The organism is Parachlamydia sp. AcF125, assembly GCF_018342475.1.
Lineage (GTDB): Bacteria > Chlamydiota > Chlamydiia > Chlamydiales > Parachlamydiaceae > Parachlamydia.
The window spans coordinates 436,481-454,146 of sequence record NZ_JAEMUD010000001.1 but is presented as its reverse complement, the minus strand read 5'-3'; the positions used below and the strand labels follow the sequence as shown (position 1 = coordinate 454,146).

General features: G+C 40.9%; 14 protein-coding genes. 3 read left to right on the top strand and 11 right to left on the bottom strand.

What is annotated here, in order from left to right:
* Positions 1-158 precede the first annotated feature (158 nt).
* The gene (locus tag PARA125_RS01840) at positions 159-2,420 is read left to right on the top strand and encodes a protein-disulfide reductase DsbD family protein (RefSeq protein ID WP_213157018.1); all 2,262 of its coding nucleotides are present in this window, start codon (positions 159-161) and stop codon (positions 2,418-2,420) included.
* Entirely contained in the window at positions 2,401-3,249 is an 849-nt protein-coding gene (locus tag PARA125_RS01835; protein ID WP_249274121.1) for a TatD family hydrolase, read from the top strand. Before PARA125_RS01840 ends, PARA125_RS01835 begins: the two co-directional genes overlap by 20 nt.
* Positions 3,250-3,254: 5 nt before the next feature.
* Here the strand turns inward: PARA125_RS01835 and PARA125_RS01830 are convergent, their stop codons facing one another.
* From PARA125_RS01830 to PARA125_RS10060, 10 genes are all read right to left on the bottom strand, one after another.
* Complete coding sequence (locus PARA125_RS01830; RefSeq protein WP_249274120.1) at positions 3,255-4,010, bottom strand: TrmH family RNA methyltransferase; 756 nt, start codon at positions 4,008-4,010, stop codon at positions 3,255-3,257.
* A complete protein-coding gene (locus PARA125_RS01825; protein ID WP_213157016.1) occupies positions 4,007-5,245 on the bottom strand; it encodes a CCA tRNA nucleotidyltransferase in 1,239 nt (412 codons plus the stop codon). The genes PARA125_RS01830 and PARA125_RS01825 overlap by 4 nt, the downstream gene beginning before the upstream one ends.
* Positions 5,246-5,475: 230 nt before the next feature.
* A complete protein-coding gene (locus PARA125_RS01820; RefSeq protein ID WP_249274119.1) occupies positions 5,476-6,036 on the bottom strand; it encodes a DUF4864 domain-containing protein in 561 nt (186 codons plus the stop codon).
* A gap of 162 nt (positions 6,037-6,198) precedes the next feature.
* Entirely contained in the window at positions 6,199-7,254 is a 1,056-nt protein-coding gene (locus tag PARA125_RS01815; RefSeq protein WP_213157015.1) for a tetratricopeptide repeat protein, read from the bottom strand.
* A 301-nt stretch (positions 7,255-7,555) separates the two neighbouring features.
* Positions 7,556-8,488, bottom strand: a complete 933-nt coding sequence (locus PARA125_RS01810; protein ID WP_213157014.1) for a DMT family transporter — start codon at positions 8,486-8,488, stop codon at positions 7,556-7,558.
* A 180-nt stretch (positions 8,489-8,668) separates the two neighbouring features.
* Positions 8,669-9,724: an NAD-dependent epimerase/dehydratase family protein gene (locus PARA125_RS01805; RefSeq protein WP_213157013.1), complete on the bottom strand. Its 1,056-nt coding sequence runs from the start codon at positions 9,722-9,724 to the stop codon at positions 8,669-8,671.
* Complete coding sequence (locus PARA125_RS01800) at positions 9,721-10,668, bottom strand: NAD-dependent epimerase/dehydratase family protein (protein ID WP_213157012.1); 948 nt, start codon at positions 10,666-10,668, stop codon at positions 9,721-9,723. The genes PARA125_RS01805 and PARA125_RS01800 overlap by 4 nt, the downstream gene beginning before the upstream one ends.
* Before the next feature lie 26 nt (positions 10,669-10,694).
* Positions 10,695-12,641 (bottom strand): asparagine synthase (glutamine-hydrolyzing), encoded by a 1,947-nt coding sequence (gene asnB, locus PARA125_RS01795; RefSeq protein ID WP_213157011.1) that lies wholly within the window; start codon positions 12,639-12,641, stop codon positions 10,695-10,697.
* A 173-nt stretch (positions 12,642-12,814) separates the two neighbouring features.
* Positions 12,815-13,294 carry a hypothetical protein gene (locus PARA125_RS01790; RefSeq protein WP_249274118.1) on the bottom strand — a complete coding sequence of 160 codons (480 nt, stop codon included), beginning with the start codon at positions 13,292-13,294 and terminating at the stop codon, positions 12,815-12,817.
* Between the two features lie 539 nt (positions 13,295-13,833).
* Positions 13,834-13,920: a type II toxin-antitoxin system RelE/ParE family toxin gene (locus PARA125_RS10060; protein WP_213157500.1), complete on the bottom strand. Its 87-nt coding sequence runs from the start codon at positions 13,918-13,920 to the stop codon at positions 13,834-13,836.
* A gap of 606 nt (positions 13,921-14,526) precedes the next feature.
* Here PARA125_RS10060 and PARA125_RS01780 point away from each other — a divergent pair.
* Positions 14,527-15,864 carry an MATE family efflux transporter gene (locus PARA125_RS01780; RefSeq protein ID WP_213157010.1) on the top strand — a complete coding sequence of 446 codons (1,338 nt, stop codon included), beginning with the start codon at positions 14,527-14,529 and terminating at the stop codon, positions 15,862-15,864.
* Positions 15,865-16,137: 273 nt separating this feature from the next.
* On the opposite strand, the gene PARA125_RS01775 is transcribed toward PARA125_RS01780, so the two are convergent.
* Positions 16,138-17,583 (bottom strand): DegQ family serine endoprotease, encoded by a 1,446-nt coding sequence (locus PARA125_RS01775; protein WP_213157009.1) that lies wholly within the window; start codon positions 17,581-17,583, stop codon positions 16,138-16,140.
* Positions 17,584-17,666: the final 83 nt, after the last annotated feature.

The following is a 17,666-nucleotide window of genomic DNA, read 5'->3' as shown; positions in this document are numbered from 1 at the left end:
TCCCGTCTCATTGCGGATAATAAACAGAGATAAAATAGAAGGGTTTAATAATCGATTAGCTAAGTATTTGTCAAGATGCTTAACAGCTGGGAAAAAAGTTATGACCCCATGATAGGTGTCGGTAAGGAAAAGTGGTCGGATAATAAGGGAGGTGTGGGATGCTTTATTCCACGTTTGTGAACCACATAAAAAATAAAAGCCGAATTTTATTTTTATGGTGCTTATGCTTTGTAATTCCAGGATCCTTTCTCTACAGCAATGAGTTTTCACAAGCCTTACCTATCCAAGTTCAGCTTATCTGCGATCAAACCTCTCTTCAAGCGGAAGTTCCTTTTTGGGTGGGCATTCGCTTGCAGCACCAAGAGGGCTGCCATTCGTACTGGAAAAATCCGGGAGATGCGGGTTTTGCAACTTCGATTGATTGGAGCCTTCCCCCCAATATCCAGGCAGGGGAAACCGAATGGGCTGTTCCCCAAAAATTTCATTTAAATTCAGTCGTGGGATTGGGGTATAAAGGGGATGTTTTACTTTTGACAAAGATGACCCCTACCAAAGATTTTGCTGGGGAAAATATAGAGTTAAAAGCCGCCATCCGTTGGCTTGTTTGTTCTGAGGCAAGCTGTATCCCCGGAGAAACAGAGGCGATTTTAACGTTGCCTGCTTCTCCGAATTCTCAAGATAAAAACTCCAAAGACATGATCGCTGCTGCCCTAGGAAAATTACCCGCAAGCTATCAAGAGATTCGGGCTGTAAGAAAAGATGGTTTAATTGTGTTACACTTATCTGGAGTCGATCACCTCCCTTTCCCTAAACCTACCTTTTTTCCAGAAACAGCAGAATTAGTAGACCTTAAAAAAGAGCCTATCGTCACTACCCCACGTAATTCAGCAGGCGAGTATTTAATCGCGATGGCTGAAGGGGCTGCTGCGAGCGATCGTTTAAAAGGGGTTTTATTATGGCATGATGCTGGGGACCCTGCATCGGTGGCGTTAAAGATCGATCTCCCTATTCATGAGGATGAAAAAGCTTTGATTGGATTTGTGGATCCTCAAGACCTAAAAAAAGCGGTTGTACATGCCGACCAATCCCATGCGGGATTAGCCCTTCCAGCTGCTGAATTTGAAGGGGGATGGGGATTAGCCTTAGTGTTTGCTTTTGTGGGTGGAATGATTTTAAACCTGATGCCATGCGTTCTTCCTGTGATCTCTTTCAAAGTTTTAAGCTTTGTTAAAATGTCGGGGCAAAGTCGCCTGTTAGTATTGAAACATGGCGTTCTGTTTACCCTGGGGGTTTTGGTTTCCTTTTGGGCCTTAGCGATTGCGATGTTAGTTTTGCAAATATATGGAAAATCTGTCGGCTGGGGGTTCCAGCTGCAAGAACCTGTCTTTGTAGTGATATTAGCGACAGGTTTAATGATTTTTGCATTGAGCTTGTTTGGAATCTTTGAATTTGGAACGCTCTTTGCTTCTCTCGCAGGGCAAGCACAAGCAAATCCACGTGCGAAAAAAGAGGGGCTGAGTGCCTCATTTTTTAGTGGAGTCTTGGCCACTGCCGTGGCGACCCCCTGCACAGGCCCGTTTTTAGGTTCAGCTATTGGTTTTGCCGTCACCCTTCCCCCGTTACATGCTCTTTTGGTGTTTACATGCTTAGGTTTAGGAATGGCTTTTCCTTATCTTCTACTGTCTTGTTACCCTCGCCTGCTGGCCTTTTTACCAAAACCAGGGAATTGGATGGTGACATTCAAAGAATTAATGGGATTTATGATGATGGCAACCGTGTTATGGTTGCTATGGGTTTATTCTGCTCAAACAAGCAGCTTGGCACTTTTAATGGTGCTTTTTGCTTTCTTGCTCATCACGGTGGGGTTTTGGGTACATGGACGCTGGGGTACGTTTATCTATTCCAAAAGCACCCGTTTTTTAAGCGGGATGTTTACTTTAATTTGTTTGATGACGGGATGTTATATCCTTTCCCTATCTGCGAACTTGCCGCGCGAATCTATTGCCTCTTCCGCTGAAAAAGGAGGATGGGAAACGTTCTCAGCCGAAAGGGTTGCGGAATTACAGAAACAAGGCGTGCCTGTGTTTATCGATTTTACTGCAAAATGGTGTTTAATTTGCCAAACCAATCACCTCGTTCTTTCGACGGAAAAAGTGGAAAGCAAATTTCAGGAGCTGGGGGTTGTCAAGATGATTGCAGATTGGACAAGTAATGACGAAGAGATTACCAAAGTATTGCGACAGTATGGCCGAAACGGGGTCCCTCTCTATCTCTTATACGGAGCTGCGAAAGAATCTCCCACTATCCTGCCGCAGGTATTGACCCCTGATATTGTGATTGAACACTTAAATGCTATGGAAGGGGGAATAAAAAAATTGGCCTCTTTTAAAGGAGATTCTTTTGCTGAGCCCCATTTCTAACGAGAGCTATTACTTTGATTCTCACGCCCATTTGACCAGTCCAGCAATGGTGTCTATGGTAGATGATGTTTTATCTAGAGCTTCAGAAGCTGGCGTTAAAAAATTGATTAACATTTGTACAGACTCTGCCTCGCTTGAGCAAGGGATTTTATTAGCTAAACGGTATGCTTGGGTATATACCGCTGCCTCAACGCCTCCTCACGATGTGGAAGAGGAAGGAGAAACTTTTTTTCCCATCGTCGAGCAGCATGCTATGGCAGGCCATCTAGTGGCTATCGGAGAAACAGGCTTAGATTATCATTACTATCGCTCTTCTGCTGAAGCTCAAAAATATTATTTGCGAAAGTATTTACAGCTAGCTCGTCAAACGCATTTGCCCGTTGTGATTCATTGTCGCGAGGCTTTTAAGGACTTTTTTAGCATCCTTGATGAAGAATATATAGAGGGTGGAAAACATGGACCAGGGGTTTTGCATTGCTTCACAGGTACTCTCACGGAAGCCAAAGAGGTGGTAGAAAGGGGATGGTATTTATCGTTGAGTGGGATTGCAACCTTTAAAAAAAGTGAAGATCTTCGGCAAGTTGCCAAAATGGTGCCGTTAGAGCAATTATTGATTGAGACAGATTCCCCTTACCTAGCTCCCCAAAGCAAACGTGGGCGGCCTAACGAGCCGGCTTACTTAGCAGAAACGGCCCAAATCCTTGCAGATGTAAAAGACATTTCTATAGATACTTTTCGTCGACAAACCGCACAGAATGCTTGCGTGCTATTTAAACTGAAAGAACCCTCCATTTTCGAAGGGTCTAGATTAGACCTCTTTAAAACTTAGGTGCTTTATTTTTTTAAATAGTAGAGAAGAATGGCGCCTGCTATAGCCACATTTAAAGACTCCATTTTGCCAGACATCGGAATGGTAATATTCTGAGAAAATAAAGGGGAATCAAGAGATGAGGCGCCTCGGGCTTCGTTGCTTAGAACGAGTGCTACTTTTTTGGGAGGGGAAACCTCGTGCATAGGAGTGCCGGAAACATCGGCAACCCAAGGAGAGAGGCGATTTTGGATAAGCACTTCTTCAAGTGCTTGTAGATCCCCCTTTCTATAGGGGAGGCGAAAAGTTGCTCCTCGAGCAGAGCGGATCGCCTTTTCATTAAAAATATCACAACTTTGGTTCACGATAAAAATTCCTTCCCATCCGAATGCTAAAGCGCTTCTAATCAAGGTACCCAAATTTCCCGGATCGTTAATTTGATTGAGAACCAGAAGGGAGCGAATGTTTTTTAAAGGCGAGGGAGAAGGCATTTTGATTTCAGCTAAAATTCCTGGGGAGCGGTGCATTCCAGAGACCTTATCCAAGATGGACTGATCAACTAAAAAGATTTCTTCCGCGCAAATGGAAGAAGGAATGAGGCTCAAATCCGCTGTTAAAAGTCTTTTAACTAGGTGTGTTTGAGCGACCTCCGCAATCACAATGTTTCCTTCCACCACCACACTTTGATGTTCTTGTCTATAGTCACTATTTTGGCGAACTTTCACTAGGTGTTTGACGAGAGGATTATGCAAACTAGAGAGCCTTCGAATATTTGTCATCATACTGGCCATGTAGAGGATTGTTTAAGTAGAAGTAACACGTCCTGAGGATTTTCCAAGTTATTCAAAATGGCAATTTCCTCCGCTTGTTTTAAAAGAAGGCCCATTTGTTTGCTGGGCATAATCCCTTGTTCCCTTAAAAAAGTAGACGAGACAAGGGGGTTTTTATCTCGAATTCTTTCAATATGCTTGCGAAGTTTTTCTTTTTGATGTGCGTGAAAGCTTGCAAGATTGCTCCGCTCCTCTAGAGTGGATCCATTTGCTGTCAACACCTCAAGGCAAATTTGAGCTTCAGGCAAAGCGTAGTAGTGAGCCCATTCCACCAATCGTTCGCTCACATTTTTACTACCTAGCAATGTTTGCCCTTTTAAATAAACTTCAATCAGATGGCAATCTCGGTTACTAGTTTTTAACCCTTTGAAAATATCTAAAAGAGTGGATAAGGGATGCTCAGCAAATAATTGAACGAGATAGAGAACAGTCGGTGTCTCACGCGGGTAGAAGGGGAAATTTTTGACGCGTTGTTTAATATCGTTTAAATGGGTTTTCGCTAGGATAGGAAAAATTTCTGGCAGGAGTTGAAGGCGATGAAGCTCTATTAAAGCATGATCAAAAGAGGGGGAGTGGCTCATTTTACAAAATTCTTGCCAAATCCTTTCCATCGCTACAGAGGGAAAAAGAGTGGGAGCGTTTTCGATAATGGCTTCTTGTGTCTCCACATCAATGGTAAAGCCAAAACGGGAAGCAAAACGAATGGCGCGCACCATGCGCAAGCGGTCCTCAAAAAAACGTTCTTGAGGGTTTCCAATCGTTCTAATAATTCCTTTTTGCAAGTCTGCCACTCCATGCACATAATCAAAAATAGTCTCTTCTAGAGGGTCGTAAAACAACCCATTGATGGTAAAATCGCGTCTTTGGGCGTCTTCTTGAGGAGTAGATAATTGAATTTTTGAAGGTTTACGCCCATCTTCATAGTCAAAATCTTGCCTAAAGGTGGAAACTTCAAACTGATGACCTTCAATTAGGACAATGACGACTCCAAAGGCAAGCCCCACTAGCAGAGTATGGGGAAACAAATCCAAAATCTTTTCCGGAGGAGCATTCGTGGCAATATCAATATCTGCCGAGGGATGGCCCATCAAATAATCACGCACCCATCCTCCTGCAAAATAGGCAATATATCCTGCTTTAACAAGCTTTTTAACGATTTCTGTCGCGTGTATTTGTGCCTCATCCATGCCGCTTAACCAATTTTTAGGCTATTTTACTGAATGACTTGATGGACAACAAGCAAAAAGGTTTACTCACCGCAACTTAGGTTCTGTGCCTGGAGGGTTAGAGGGATTTCAATAAGAATGGTAGGCTACTTTCCTAGAAGCAGCCTGCCATTTAAGTTAAAAGCGATTAAAAATGATTCGCATATAAGCCTTATACAAGTTTGATGCTTTAAAAAGGTTAATCGATCAGCTTAGTAGGGTAGCTGCGAATGATCGTTTTGTTCTGAAGGGGCATTCGCGGGGGGAGATTCTAGAATCTTGATACTTAATATTTTCCATGTCCCCTCTTCGTCAACGAGCTGATACTCCACGTTCAATTGTCGGTTGTCTTGCGAAATCAACACTCCTTTTAAAGTTAGGAGGTTGTTGCCAAAAGTGGATTCATAAAAATTGACCGTTTTATTTTCATAAAAAGAAGGGTAATGCTGAATGAACTCACGAAATTTTTCTAAGCCTATGGTGTTTTGGAATTCTTTAGAAGTAAAGCTATAATAAGCTTCTGTGACTTGATGGGTTCTTAAAGCTTCTAGTTGCTTTTCCACTGTCTCTGTTAATTCCTTAGAAGCCTCATATAAGAAAGCATAAAAAAGAAGAGCAAGACATGCTAAAATAAGGACCCCTTTTTTCCAGCTAAAACTTTTTTTTGGAAGGGGAGGGGGCTGGATAGGGTTTTGCCAATCTGCTTTTTTACCACAGGCAGGACAAAATCGACTGTTATCCTCGAGGAGAGCTCCACAATTTGTACAAAACATAAATCGTTCCACCTTTAGTAAAAGTTTTAAATAGCTAGAGAGCTATGAAATAGTGAATGCGATGAAAAACGGTAGAGGATAAGACCCCTAAGAGGCTTGGTGGGGAGGGCCTATCCTTAAATTTGACAATGAGAATATAGAATAAAAAAATCAAATATTTTTTTAAAAAGAAACCAGAGATTTATGGTAAGAACCGTAATGCTCAAGTAAATAATCGGCTTTTTTGTAATGGGATTTTTTCAATTGTTCATAGACGCGCAAACCTTGGGCATTGGCACCTTGTTGAAAGTAAAGGGCTCCAAGTTTAAATAAAGTGTCTAGATCGTGAGGACAAAGCTTCAAAATGGCCTCATATTCCCGTATCTCTTCCTCAGGCATTCTTAAATCGTGATAACTATATGCTAGCTGAGCATGGATCCAAGGATCGTTGGGCGCATAATCATTGAGGATTTTAAATTCTTCGATGGCCCTTTCAGCTGTTTTACGAAACTGATGAGCAAAAACTTCGCTACTTTTTTGAGGGGGAATCCAACGGTCTTCTGTGGCTCCCTCTGTTTCTTTTGATTGAGCGTACAATCCCGATAACATAACATAGGCGTTTGCCAAAGCTGCATGAACTTCTAGATTAGTAGGTTCAAACCGAACTAAGCGTAGGTATTCTTCTACCGAAGTGTTTAGAAGCAATTCTTTCACCCGATGAATATCTTCCCAATGAAGCTGGCAACTTAATCGCTCGAATGAGGAAGCAAGGGAATTTAAAAAAGAAGGGGGGCGATAAAGGGTATATTCTTTGCCCTCAAGTTTGGCGGCAAATTTACAACAGGCATTGGCTACAGAAACATGATGCTCTGGAACGCCTTCTTTATAGTTGAAAAACTTTTTGCATGCTTTCAAATAACGGTCTTTAGCATCAGTGAGCTGTTCCCGTTTTTTTGTTTGAAAATAGAGTTTTAAAATAAAATAGGTAAAAACAGTCAAGAAAATAAAAGCTAAACTAAAAGCTAAAAACGAGGAATTAATCAAAAAAGCAAAAAAAGAAATTAAAAGCGTGATTTCAGCAAGTATGGAAAATAAGAAAAAGGCGTGAAATAAAATGTGCCTTTTAATTATTTTTTCAATTTGTGGTTCTACATGACTAATCACTTTATTAACTTGTTCATTAAAAAAAACGTGATCTAGCTGAAAGAAACCCTCACTTTCAACTTTTGGAGAGGCCATGACGTAATCCCTGATCGCTCAATACCGATATATCTCAGCTTTATAGTATTATTTCGAAATTTATACAAGAGATTTTTACTTATTTGAAGAATTTGGGAGAGGATAAATGCTTTTATCTTTGTTAAGGGTTAAAATCGGGTACTTAGATTGCTTAAATAAGATTTTAGCGGTTTAGTTTTTATAAAGGAATTAAAAGTGAGGAAATGAATAGTTGCAGAACTAAAAGTATATAGAAAAAGGAGACAATTTTTGAAATTTTAAGCGGCAGCACTCTATGAAGAAAGACCCCTTTTTTGCTCATCTAAAGTATTTTAGCGGATGGTTCGGTTGATCGAACCGCCAGAGGCTTTTTTAGCTCCTCCAAATAGAAAACCAAAAGCCCAACCAAAACAATCCCTGCGGAGGCAAAGAAAGGTAAAGACACGGTTTCTCCTAGGTAAAGCCAGCCAAATAATGCCGTAAAGAAAGGGGTGGTAAATCCAGCGAAGGACATAAAGGTAGGAGAATATTTGCGAAGCAACAATCCATATAAGTTGTAGCAAATCAAATTCGAAACAATGATAAGTAGAATGGTGCATCCCAAGAAGGGGAGAAATTCCGTAAAAGGAGCTGGGTTCCAGCTTTCAACGGTCCAAGAGTGGAGGAGGGCAAAAGAGCCGCCAATCACCATACTGAGCCCATTAGCCATCAGAGGGGAATAGCCCCGATCTGCGACTAGCTGTTTGAGCAAAATCCAGCCATACACGCTCGAAATAGCGGCAACAATCACGGCAATTTCAGCCCAAGATAAAATAAAAAAGTGACCTGTTAATTCTTCCTCTTGAGTAGTGGTTAGAAGAATGGGAATAAAACCGGTAAATCCGATAAGCAGTCCTAGCCATTTTTTTCCTGTCATTCTTTCAGCAAACAGCAGGTAGGACAAAAGAGCCGATACAAAAGGGGAGAGGCTATAGATAAAACAGGTTTTAAAGGAAGTCAAATACTTTAATCCCCAAAATTCTAAAATATTCGTTAAATAAATGCTAAAAAAACCCAGCGCCCCGAATAAGATAAGGTCTTTTTTAGAGATTGAAAATTGATCGCGCGCGCGAAAATATTGATAGCTCAACATTAGGGTGCCGGCACACAGCATGCGTGTACCTACGAAGAAAAAAGGCTGCGCATATTGCAAGCCCATCTTGCAAATAGTAAAGACACTTGCGAAAAGAGCGTAAAGTAGGATAACTACGTACATATTTTTAACCTAACGTATTGAGAGACATCATCAAAGATAAAACCCTAGTATAAACTAAAAGGGGAAAGAAATAAATTAAAATCCTCTCACAGGAAAAAGAGAGGAGCCGCCCAAAAGAGAGGAATTGTGGCGCGGTTTCTTTCTGGTCATCCCCATAACGGTACAGCTCTAGCCTAAAAGTTAGCCCATTTTATCTGCATGTTTTGCCACAGTGGTTTCAATTAAATCTAAATGGGCTTGGGTCCATTGCAATGTTAACCGTATGCCTTCTTCAAAGGTTGTTTGGGTTTTAAATCCTAACTCTTTGAAGGATTTTTCTGGGCATCCAAACCTTCTTCCTGAATTATCCCAAGGCCTTTTAGGCAAATATTGGACAGCTGTTTCATTACCGGTTAGTTTGTTAATCATTTCAGCTACTGCGGAGATTGTGATCTCATGGCCACTTGCCAAATTATATGCTTCGCCTGCTGTTCCGTAAAGAGCGCAATGGATTAAACCCAACGCGATATCTTTAACATAGATAAAATCGCGAGAGGCTTTTCCTTCGTTTTCGAGGGGTAAAGCTTCCTGTTTTAAAGAACGATAGATAAAAGAGGGGATGACATTGCGCCAAATCGTGGCGGGGGTGCCGCGCCATTGACCGGCTCCTAAAATTTCTCGCGGCCCATATACATTTTGAAAACGTGCTCTTACGATAGGGCTTCCATGTTGTTTTGCATAATATTTGGAATAAAATTCTCCAATAATTTTGGAGATAGAATAGGGACTATCCATATCCAAGCTCACCCGATCGATCTCTTTGGAGGCATGGGTTTCTTCAAATGTTTTTTCCGCAATTGTGCATCCTGCCCCTGAATATACGACTTTTTTTAAAAAGTTAAAGTTTTTGATCTTCTCAAAAAGCATGAGCGTAGTGAGAGTGTTATTTTGATGATCGGCTAAGGGGTTATGGATAGAGCTTTGATTGCCATGATAAGTCGCAAGATGAAAAATATAGGTATATTCATCTTGCAACTTCTCTACCACCTCTTTATCGGCAATTGAGCCTTCTGTAAAACTGACACGTGGATCTGAAGGAATATTCACCCTTTCGGCAGATAACAAATTATCTATAATATGCACTTTTACATGTGGAGAAGTGGAAAGAAGTTCATGTGTTAAGTTGCTTCCTACGAATCCTGCCCCTCCTACAATGAGAACTTTTTGATGATTAAAGGCATGCTCAATGTTTTTCATCTGCGGCTAGCCTCTTCTAAGCGAAGATGGGTAAAAGTTTGGGTAATTCCATGGACTTTATACCACTCAACGGCAGCCTTCACACCAATCTGGAGAGGAGTTGTGACTTTCCAATTAAAATCCTGATTCGTTTTAGCTGGGTCAATTAAGATGGTAAACACATCGTCAGGATTGCGTTCCCTAATTTCTACTTCTCGGCCAAGAGTGATGCCAAGTGCGGCTACTGTCTCGTCAAATAGTTCTTTAATGGAATAATCAGAGCCACTGGAAATATGGTAATAGCCTTTTTCCCCTTTCCCATCCAGCGCTTTAAGAACGACTTGTACAAGGTCATCAATGTAAATAAAATCTCGCCGGGTGTTCATCACAAAACAAGCTTTATTCGTCGTTAAACGATGAAAAAAAGTGGGCAAGGGTCCACTTAAATTGCGGGGTCCATAAGCATTCGCTAAGCGAAAAGAGATAAAGTCTAAACCGGAAAGCTCAAGATAATGCTCCCCTGCCGTTTTGCTAATAGCGTAGCTGCTGCCTCTAGAGGAAATCGGGTGGTCAAGTGTAATAGGTTGTTCTAAAGGCTTTAAGCCATAGCATAGCGCTGTTTGAAAATAAATAAATCGGTTCACGCCCGCTTTTTTAGCTGCTTGGGTTACATAAATTGTTCCTAAGATGTTTGTTTGAGCATCTTCTTCCCAATTATCTGGATCTTTGTAGGCCGCAGCTGCATGCACCACTTTATTTGGGGAAAAATTTTCAAAAACCGAATAGACAAAATTTTTGTCGGCAATTGTGCCTTCAAAAACTTGTAAATGGGGGTGGGGTTTCAAATTATCCCGACGTCCAGTTTGATAATTATCGATGACGGCAACCTGATGCCCGGCTTTAAGCAAGTGGTCTGTAAGGTGAGATCCAATAAATCCAGCACCCCCTGTGATGAGAACTTTCATGTATGATTTTCCTTTTTAAAGTAAATTTATAAAGTATGGGTAAAAATTTGCGTATTTTCTTCTGCCTTTTGAGCCATTGTTTTAAATTCGGAAGCTCGATCGTGATAAAGCCTGTGCCAAAGTTCAAGAGAAAGCAATCCCCACATCTTCCTGCCAAATTTAGTTTCGGAGCCTAAATTTTTTAAAATGTTAGCGGAATTGACATAAGGTCGATTTTGCGAAGCTTGGCTAGAGAAGGTATCATAGGCAAAATCTTTTAAATCCTTTTTTAACCATTGGTTAAGAGGAACAGGAAAGCCCATTTTATCTTTGCGTTGAAGAATGGGTTTAGGAAGAACGTGCTGCATGGCGTTAATCAAAACTTTTTTAAGGGTTCCGTCTTTAAACTTAATATTCGAAGGGATAGTGGCGGCAAATTCAATCAAAGGATGGTCAAGAAAAGGGACGCGGGATTCTATACCGTGTGCCATGCTCATGCGATCTTCCACGTGGAGCAAGGCGCGGAGGAGCGTTTTAAAATCAAAATGGGTCATGGAGTCAAAATAGGATTCGTGAGAGACATTTTCTCCGTAGAAAACATTTTGAAATTCTTTAAAGGGGGAATAGGAGGTGAAACACTCCCATCGAATTTCATCTTGTAAAGAAGGAGCTCGATTAATCAGCCTAAAATAACGATTACCCATTTCTTCAAAAAGACCCTCCCTCCAAAATTCTTGTAAAAGAGGTTGGTAATTTTTGAGAGAAACGAGATTAGGAATAATCGATTCGTAAGTGACGATAAAGTTCCCGTTATCTATAGTTCCGTTGATGGCAGCTTTAAGGCATTGTTCAAAATAAGCAATTAAGTAGCGGGTGTATCCACCAAAAATTTCGTCGCCACCTTGGCCACCTAAGACTACCTTGCAATGTTGAGAGGCCAACTTGGCAACATGGTATTGAGGAAAAGAGCCCGGGCCTGCGATCGGATAATCTAGGTGATAAATGACTTGATGGATAGTTTGTAAAAAGTCTTCACTGGTGAGACTCACTTCATGCAATTCAAGGTTATTTTCTTTGGCGAGCAAGCGGGCGTATGGGCTCTCATCATAGTCAGAACCCATGTCAAATTTTCCATTAAAGCCTTTCAAAAGGTTTGCTTGAGAATATTTTGCTGCCACAGCAGAAATGATCCCCGAATCGATCCCGCCGCTGATATAAACGCCAACCGGAACGTCACTTCTGCCATGAAGTTTGACAGAATCTTCGATTAAGTCTTTCAACTTTTCTTCAAAATACTTAGAAGTGTGGTCAAAATCGAGGTCATAATAAACTTCCCAATACTTAGAGAGCATCCGTTTCCCATTTTCCACTGTCAGGGAATAAGCGGGAGGTAGTTCGTAAATATTTTTAAAAAGGGTTTTAGTCCCCAGGGTAAACTGAAACACTAGATAGTCTTGCAAGGCTTCTAAATTGGTTTCAATAGAAGGAAGAAAAGGTAGCAAAGCTTTTGCTTCTGAGGCAAAATATAAGGTTTGGTTGACTTCTGTAAAATAAAAAGGCTTTATGCCAAAACGATCGCGGGCACAAAATAGGCGTTGATTGGTTTCATCCCAAATGGCAAAAGCAAACATTCCTCGCAAATGATTGACACATTCTTTTCCCCATTTTTGATAAGCGGCCAGGATGGTTTCGGTATCGGAATGAGTTTTAAAGGGGTAATCGGCAAGTTCCGCTCTTAGCTCAAGATAATTATAAATTTCTCCATTGTAGCATATCGTGTTTCCATAAACGTCTTTCATGGGTTGTAGGCCCATTTCTATGTCGATAATTTTAAGCCTTCTATGGGCGAAACCAACGAACTGTTTAGGATGTTTCCATATGCCTTCTCCTTCAGGCCCGCGATGCCGTTGTAAAACATTCATCACCTCCAGATGGGCATTGAGAGATCGATATCTATTTTGTTTAATTTGATGGATTCCTGCAATTCCGCACACCCGGCTTTCCTTCGTAATAGAGTTAAAGCTCTAATTAAGCATCTCCTTGTTTGCAAGAAAAAATTTAATTGAGCAAAGAAGGATAACTTACAAAAAGAGAGATAAATAATAAAGAAAGAAAGCTGGATTCTAAAAAGAAATGGCAAGGTTTAGGGTAAAACCCTGCCTGAGTTTTATCTAACGAGGGGGGGGGGTATTTTCGCAGGTTGAGGATGAGGTTGAGCGACTCCTGGTTGGGATTCTCTACCTGCGTAGAGGTAAGAAGAAAGAGGTTGAGCTGCAAGAATACGAGGCTGTTGAACGCCTGAGACTGCTGGGGAGAGGGGTGTTTTTTTATCCGAGGAATCCACGGGATCCTTTAAATTATCCATTTCTTTTATCTTTGAGGAGTCTAAGTGAAAAGCTGCCTGAATTTGCCTAAAAAGCTGCCGCTTATGTTTTTGCATGTCTGCTGTATTCAGCTTGCTAAGAGCTCTGTTGAGCAGGCTATGCAATTCTCTTTTATCTGTTTGGCTTGAGTTAAGAGATTCAATATCCTTAAATATTTGAATAAGAAGGTGATTGAGTTTACTTTCCTCCGCCCCAATTTCTTTCTCATAAACTTTTGCAGTATGGATGTAGGAATCGATATGGGAGGCTAGGGTGTTCATCATCTTCTCCTCGTCTTTTATCTCCATTATACAACAAAAAGAGATAATTTAAATAAATTATTTAATTGAGATTTTAGTTGCGCTTGGTTTTAAGCACTTAAGGTTATTTTTTGAGAGAATATCCTTCTTTTTTGAAAGAAAGGGTTAAAAGCTCATTTTTTAGCTAGCTATATTCTGAAATTCAAAATGCCTGCATTTGGATCAATGTTATAAAGACTTTTTAGCTTGGGTGTATCCATAAAGGCCTTATCGAGCAATCGTATTGGATGCTTCCACAGTTGCATGCCTGCAAAATTTGGTTTCATGGCCAGCAAAAACTAAAGAGGAAATCTGCCTTTTTCACTCGTTTGAACAAGGAGGGGTTAAACAACAACCTTTAGGATCAAAGGTCTCTTTAATCCCTTAGCACCACGTTGTACAACTTATCTGGGAGTTACCTAAAACGTACCCATCAAAACCAGTAAAATAAGCACTTACTAGTCTCCGTTCTCTTATGGAATTTTTGTAAAGAGATAGGGAATCAAGGGGTATGGAGAGTATAATTAGAATAAATCGGCATGTGAACCTGTGCGAGCAAATATAATGTGAGTACCTGTCTTCTTGTAGGCTAGTAGCCCGTCAGGCTCAATATGACATTCCCCTTAGCCAACATAATCGCCCTTCGGCTTATGATTACGGCTTTTGGCGGCAGAGGTTCTTCAAAGGTTAAAAGCCTCATCATCTCTTTAAGTTTATTTATGTCTTTGCCGCGTTTCTTAGCTGTAGAAACTTCCTTCTCAAATAGGCGTAAGTGGACAGGTTTCAGCATCTAGATACCGAGCTTTCTTTGAAAAAGTGGAGCTTCCGCTATAGCTCACGTTCTGCAGGTTATCATCAAACCTGCATGTTTCATAATTAAAAATGTATTAATATTTTAATCCTGTGAAAATCTTAGCTTCATAATCTAGAGAATATGGGGCTGAGTAAGAAACTTTTCTAAATTTGTAGCTACACAGAGCAAATAAGAAAAGAATAGTGCTGTGAATGTAGCTTAAATAGCATCTCTCCCACAATGTTAACCTACAGGCAAACTTTAGAATTAATCCGAACTTCTATTTAAGCTTACCTTAAAACAGGGAAAAAGGGTCTTAACTTATTAAGGAGATAGGAAAAAACAGTTTTTATTTTAAGTTGATCTCGATTGCGGCAACCGTTAAGCTGATTTTAATATTAGCTAGACAATAGGGAATGATTTTATGGATTTGACAAAAGGGGAAGTGCCTTCGTTGGTGCGCAAAATTGCGATTCCGGCAGCGTTAGGCTTTTTCTTTAACACCATGTTTAATGTAGTGGATACCTATTTTGCTGGATGGGTTTCGACCCAGGCTCTGGCAGCGTTATCTTTAAGCTTTCCTGTTTTTTTTATTATCCTAGCCTTTGTGCAAGGCCTTTCGACAGGCTCGGCAGCTTTAATTTCCAATGCTTTAGGATCTAAAAACGAAGTTCAAGCAGAGAGGGTATCGGCGCAAGTGCTAAGCTTTGCTGTGATCTGTTATTTTTTCCTACTAGTGATCGGCTTATCTATCGATTCCACTCTTTTCAGGTTGATGGGAGCTGAGGGGGAATATCTAGAAATGGCTGTGGCTTATATGGACATTATCTTTATCGGCTCATTTTTCTTTATCGTACTTTATGCGGCAAATTCCATCTTATTGGCTAGAGGAAATACCACAGTCTTGCGCAACTATCTCGTATTAGGATCTTTTATTAATGCTGTGCTTGACCCTTGGTTTTTATACGGGGGATATGGAGTGCCCGCCATGGGGCTGAAAGGAATTGCTGTGGCGACAGTGGCGACAATGCTGATCGGCTTTTTTTATGTGCTCTTCGAAGTGATTCGAAGCGGGTATTTGCGTATCTGTTGCTGGAAAGATTTTATCCCTAAACGGGAGATTTTTTACGCCATTACTGAGCAAAGCTTTCCCGCGGCTCTCAACATGATGACAATTGGGATGGGAATTTTCATCATGACCTATTTCATTAAAGACTTTGGCCAGGAGGCGGTTGCTGCCTATGGAATCGGGATTCGGATTGAACAAATTACCTTACTTCCAACGATTGGGCTAACCGTGGCGTCTTTATCGATTGTCGGGCAAAATAATGGAGCAGGTTTTTTCGATCGGATTAAAGAAACGTTGAATGTTTCGGTGAAATATGGAGCCATGATCATCGTTGTAGGCTGTTTGTTGATGAGTTTGTTTCCCCAATACTTGTATAAAATTTTCTCAGAAGATCAAAAAGTGATTGAGATTGGATCGGCTTATCTTCGCATTGCAGCTCTGATGTCAGCTGCATATATGCTTTTGGGAATCAATATTTCAGCCTTACAAGGAATGAAAAAGCCGTTTTTTCCTTTTTTTATGGGATGTTTAAGACAAATTATATTGCCATGCTTAATCTATTATTTGATGACACAAGTATTACATTTAGGTTTATTAAGCCTTTGGTGGAGCTCCTTTACCATTACATGGATAGGGGCGTTTATCACCCTTTTCTACACGCGTTGGGTCATTAAGCAAAAGGCGAGCTTCTAAATGGTTAAAAGCTTGTTCCGAAAAACTGGCAAGTAGGTTTTGAATTTAAAAGCTTTTCCCTCGGCAACCAGAACAATCTGCTTGCAAATTTTTTGCGTGGGTGACGTTAGCCGTGCCTTAAATGACTTCCATCCCGCAAGTTCTCCAAAACCCTTAGTTGTATTTTTATTATATTACTTTCATACATTTTGCCACTCGGGTGGATTTGACGCTAAGGGTATGCGTAGGCTGTGAGCAAAGGGAGAGTATACACACATACTCTCCCCTTTTTGTTTAATAATTGACTTTAATGGAGACAAAACGGGTAAAACCGCCTTGTTTAATTAAGAACAAAATAGGTTTTGAAGGGTCGCTCTCTTTTAGGTTTTGCTGAAATTCTTCAATAGTCGTGACTGGATGTTGATTGACAGCAACCAGGATGGCTCCAGGACGGATGCCCGCGTTGTAAGCAGGGCTGCCGGGGCGAACCTGTGTCACTAAAAGGCCACCTTTCAATCCTGAAATCCCTACTTTGTGCGCAAATTCAGGGGTGAGATTTTCAACTTCCAGCCCAAGCTTGTTATCAGCAGCAATCAATTGAGAAAGATGCTCAGGGTATTTGGCTACCTCAATCGGGATAGCGAGCATTTTGCCTTCTCTCAACACCGTTAAAGTTAGCTTAGAACCAGGCTTCATCAAGAAGATAGCTTTATGCAAAGCTGCAATGTTTGCCACAGGGTGATTATTATACTTTAGAACAATATCTCCTGGGCTCAATCCAGCTTTATCTGCAGGAGAGCCTTTAGTCACCTCAGAAATCAAAGCTCCCTCCACTTTTGATAAACCAAAGGATTGAGCTAAATTTTGGTCAATTTTTTGCAGAGCAACTCCTATAAAGCCTCGGGTGGCAGAGCCGTTGGAAATTAATTGATCCATAATATTTTGGGCGATATTGCTAGGAATGGCAAAGCCAATCCCCGTATAGCCATTTTGATAGTTGACGATGGCCGTATTAATGCCGACCACTTCCCCTTTCATATCTAAAAGAGGCCCACCAGAGTTACCTTGATTGATCGTCGCATCTGTTTGAATGAAGTCTTCTATTGTCGCCAGGTCTAAGTTATCTCTGCCAGTCGCGCTAATGACCCCCACAGTTAAAGAAGCTTGTAGCCCTAGGGGATTTCCAATGGCAATGGCCCATTGGCCGGGTTGCAATTCGTCTGAATTTGCAAGTTTAAGATAAGGCAGATGCTCGGCATCAATTTTTAAGACGGCAATGTCAGTATTTTTATCTTTGCCAATTACTTTTGCAGGAAATTCCCTTCCATCCACAAGCATGACTGTGATCTCTTTTGCGTCTGCCACCACATGCTCATTGGTTAGGATATAGCCATTATCTGAAACAATAAAGCCTGAGGCTTGCCAGGTTTGATCCTGAAAAGGTTTTTTTTCATTTGGTTTAGGTAATCCAAAGAAATGTCGAAAACTTTCGCTAAAAAAATCAGGTTCCTCCCGATCAAAAAATCGGTGGAAAAAAAAGGATGAGGGCGCAGCTTTGACTCGGATGGAGACTACAGCCGGGGTAGCTTTTTTGGCGACATCTACAAAGTCAAGTGCCACGATTTTAGGGGTTTCTTGCTTTGCTCCTGCTATAGGGTTGCAAAAAGCAGGTGTTACAGCGGCTAAAAGCAGACTGCAGAAAATTTTTTTAAAGAATGTAAAAGAAGATTTAAAATTCATAGCGCTATATGCTCCTATTGAGTTTTATTTCTTAGAGAATCATAATTTTATCTGTTGTGGGAAATTCATGCAATGCTCAAACT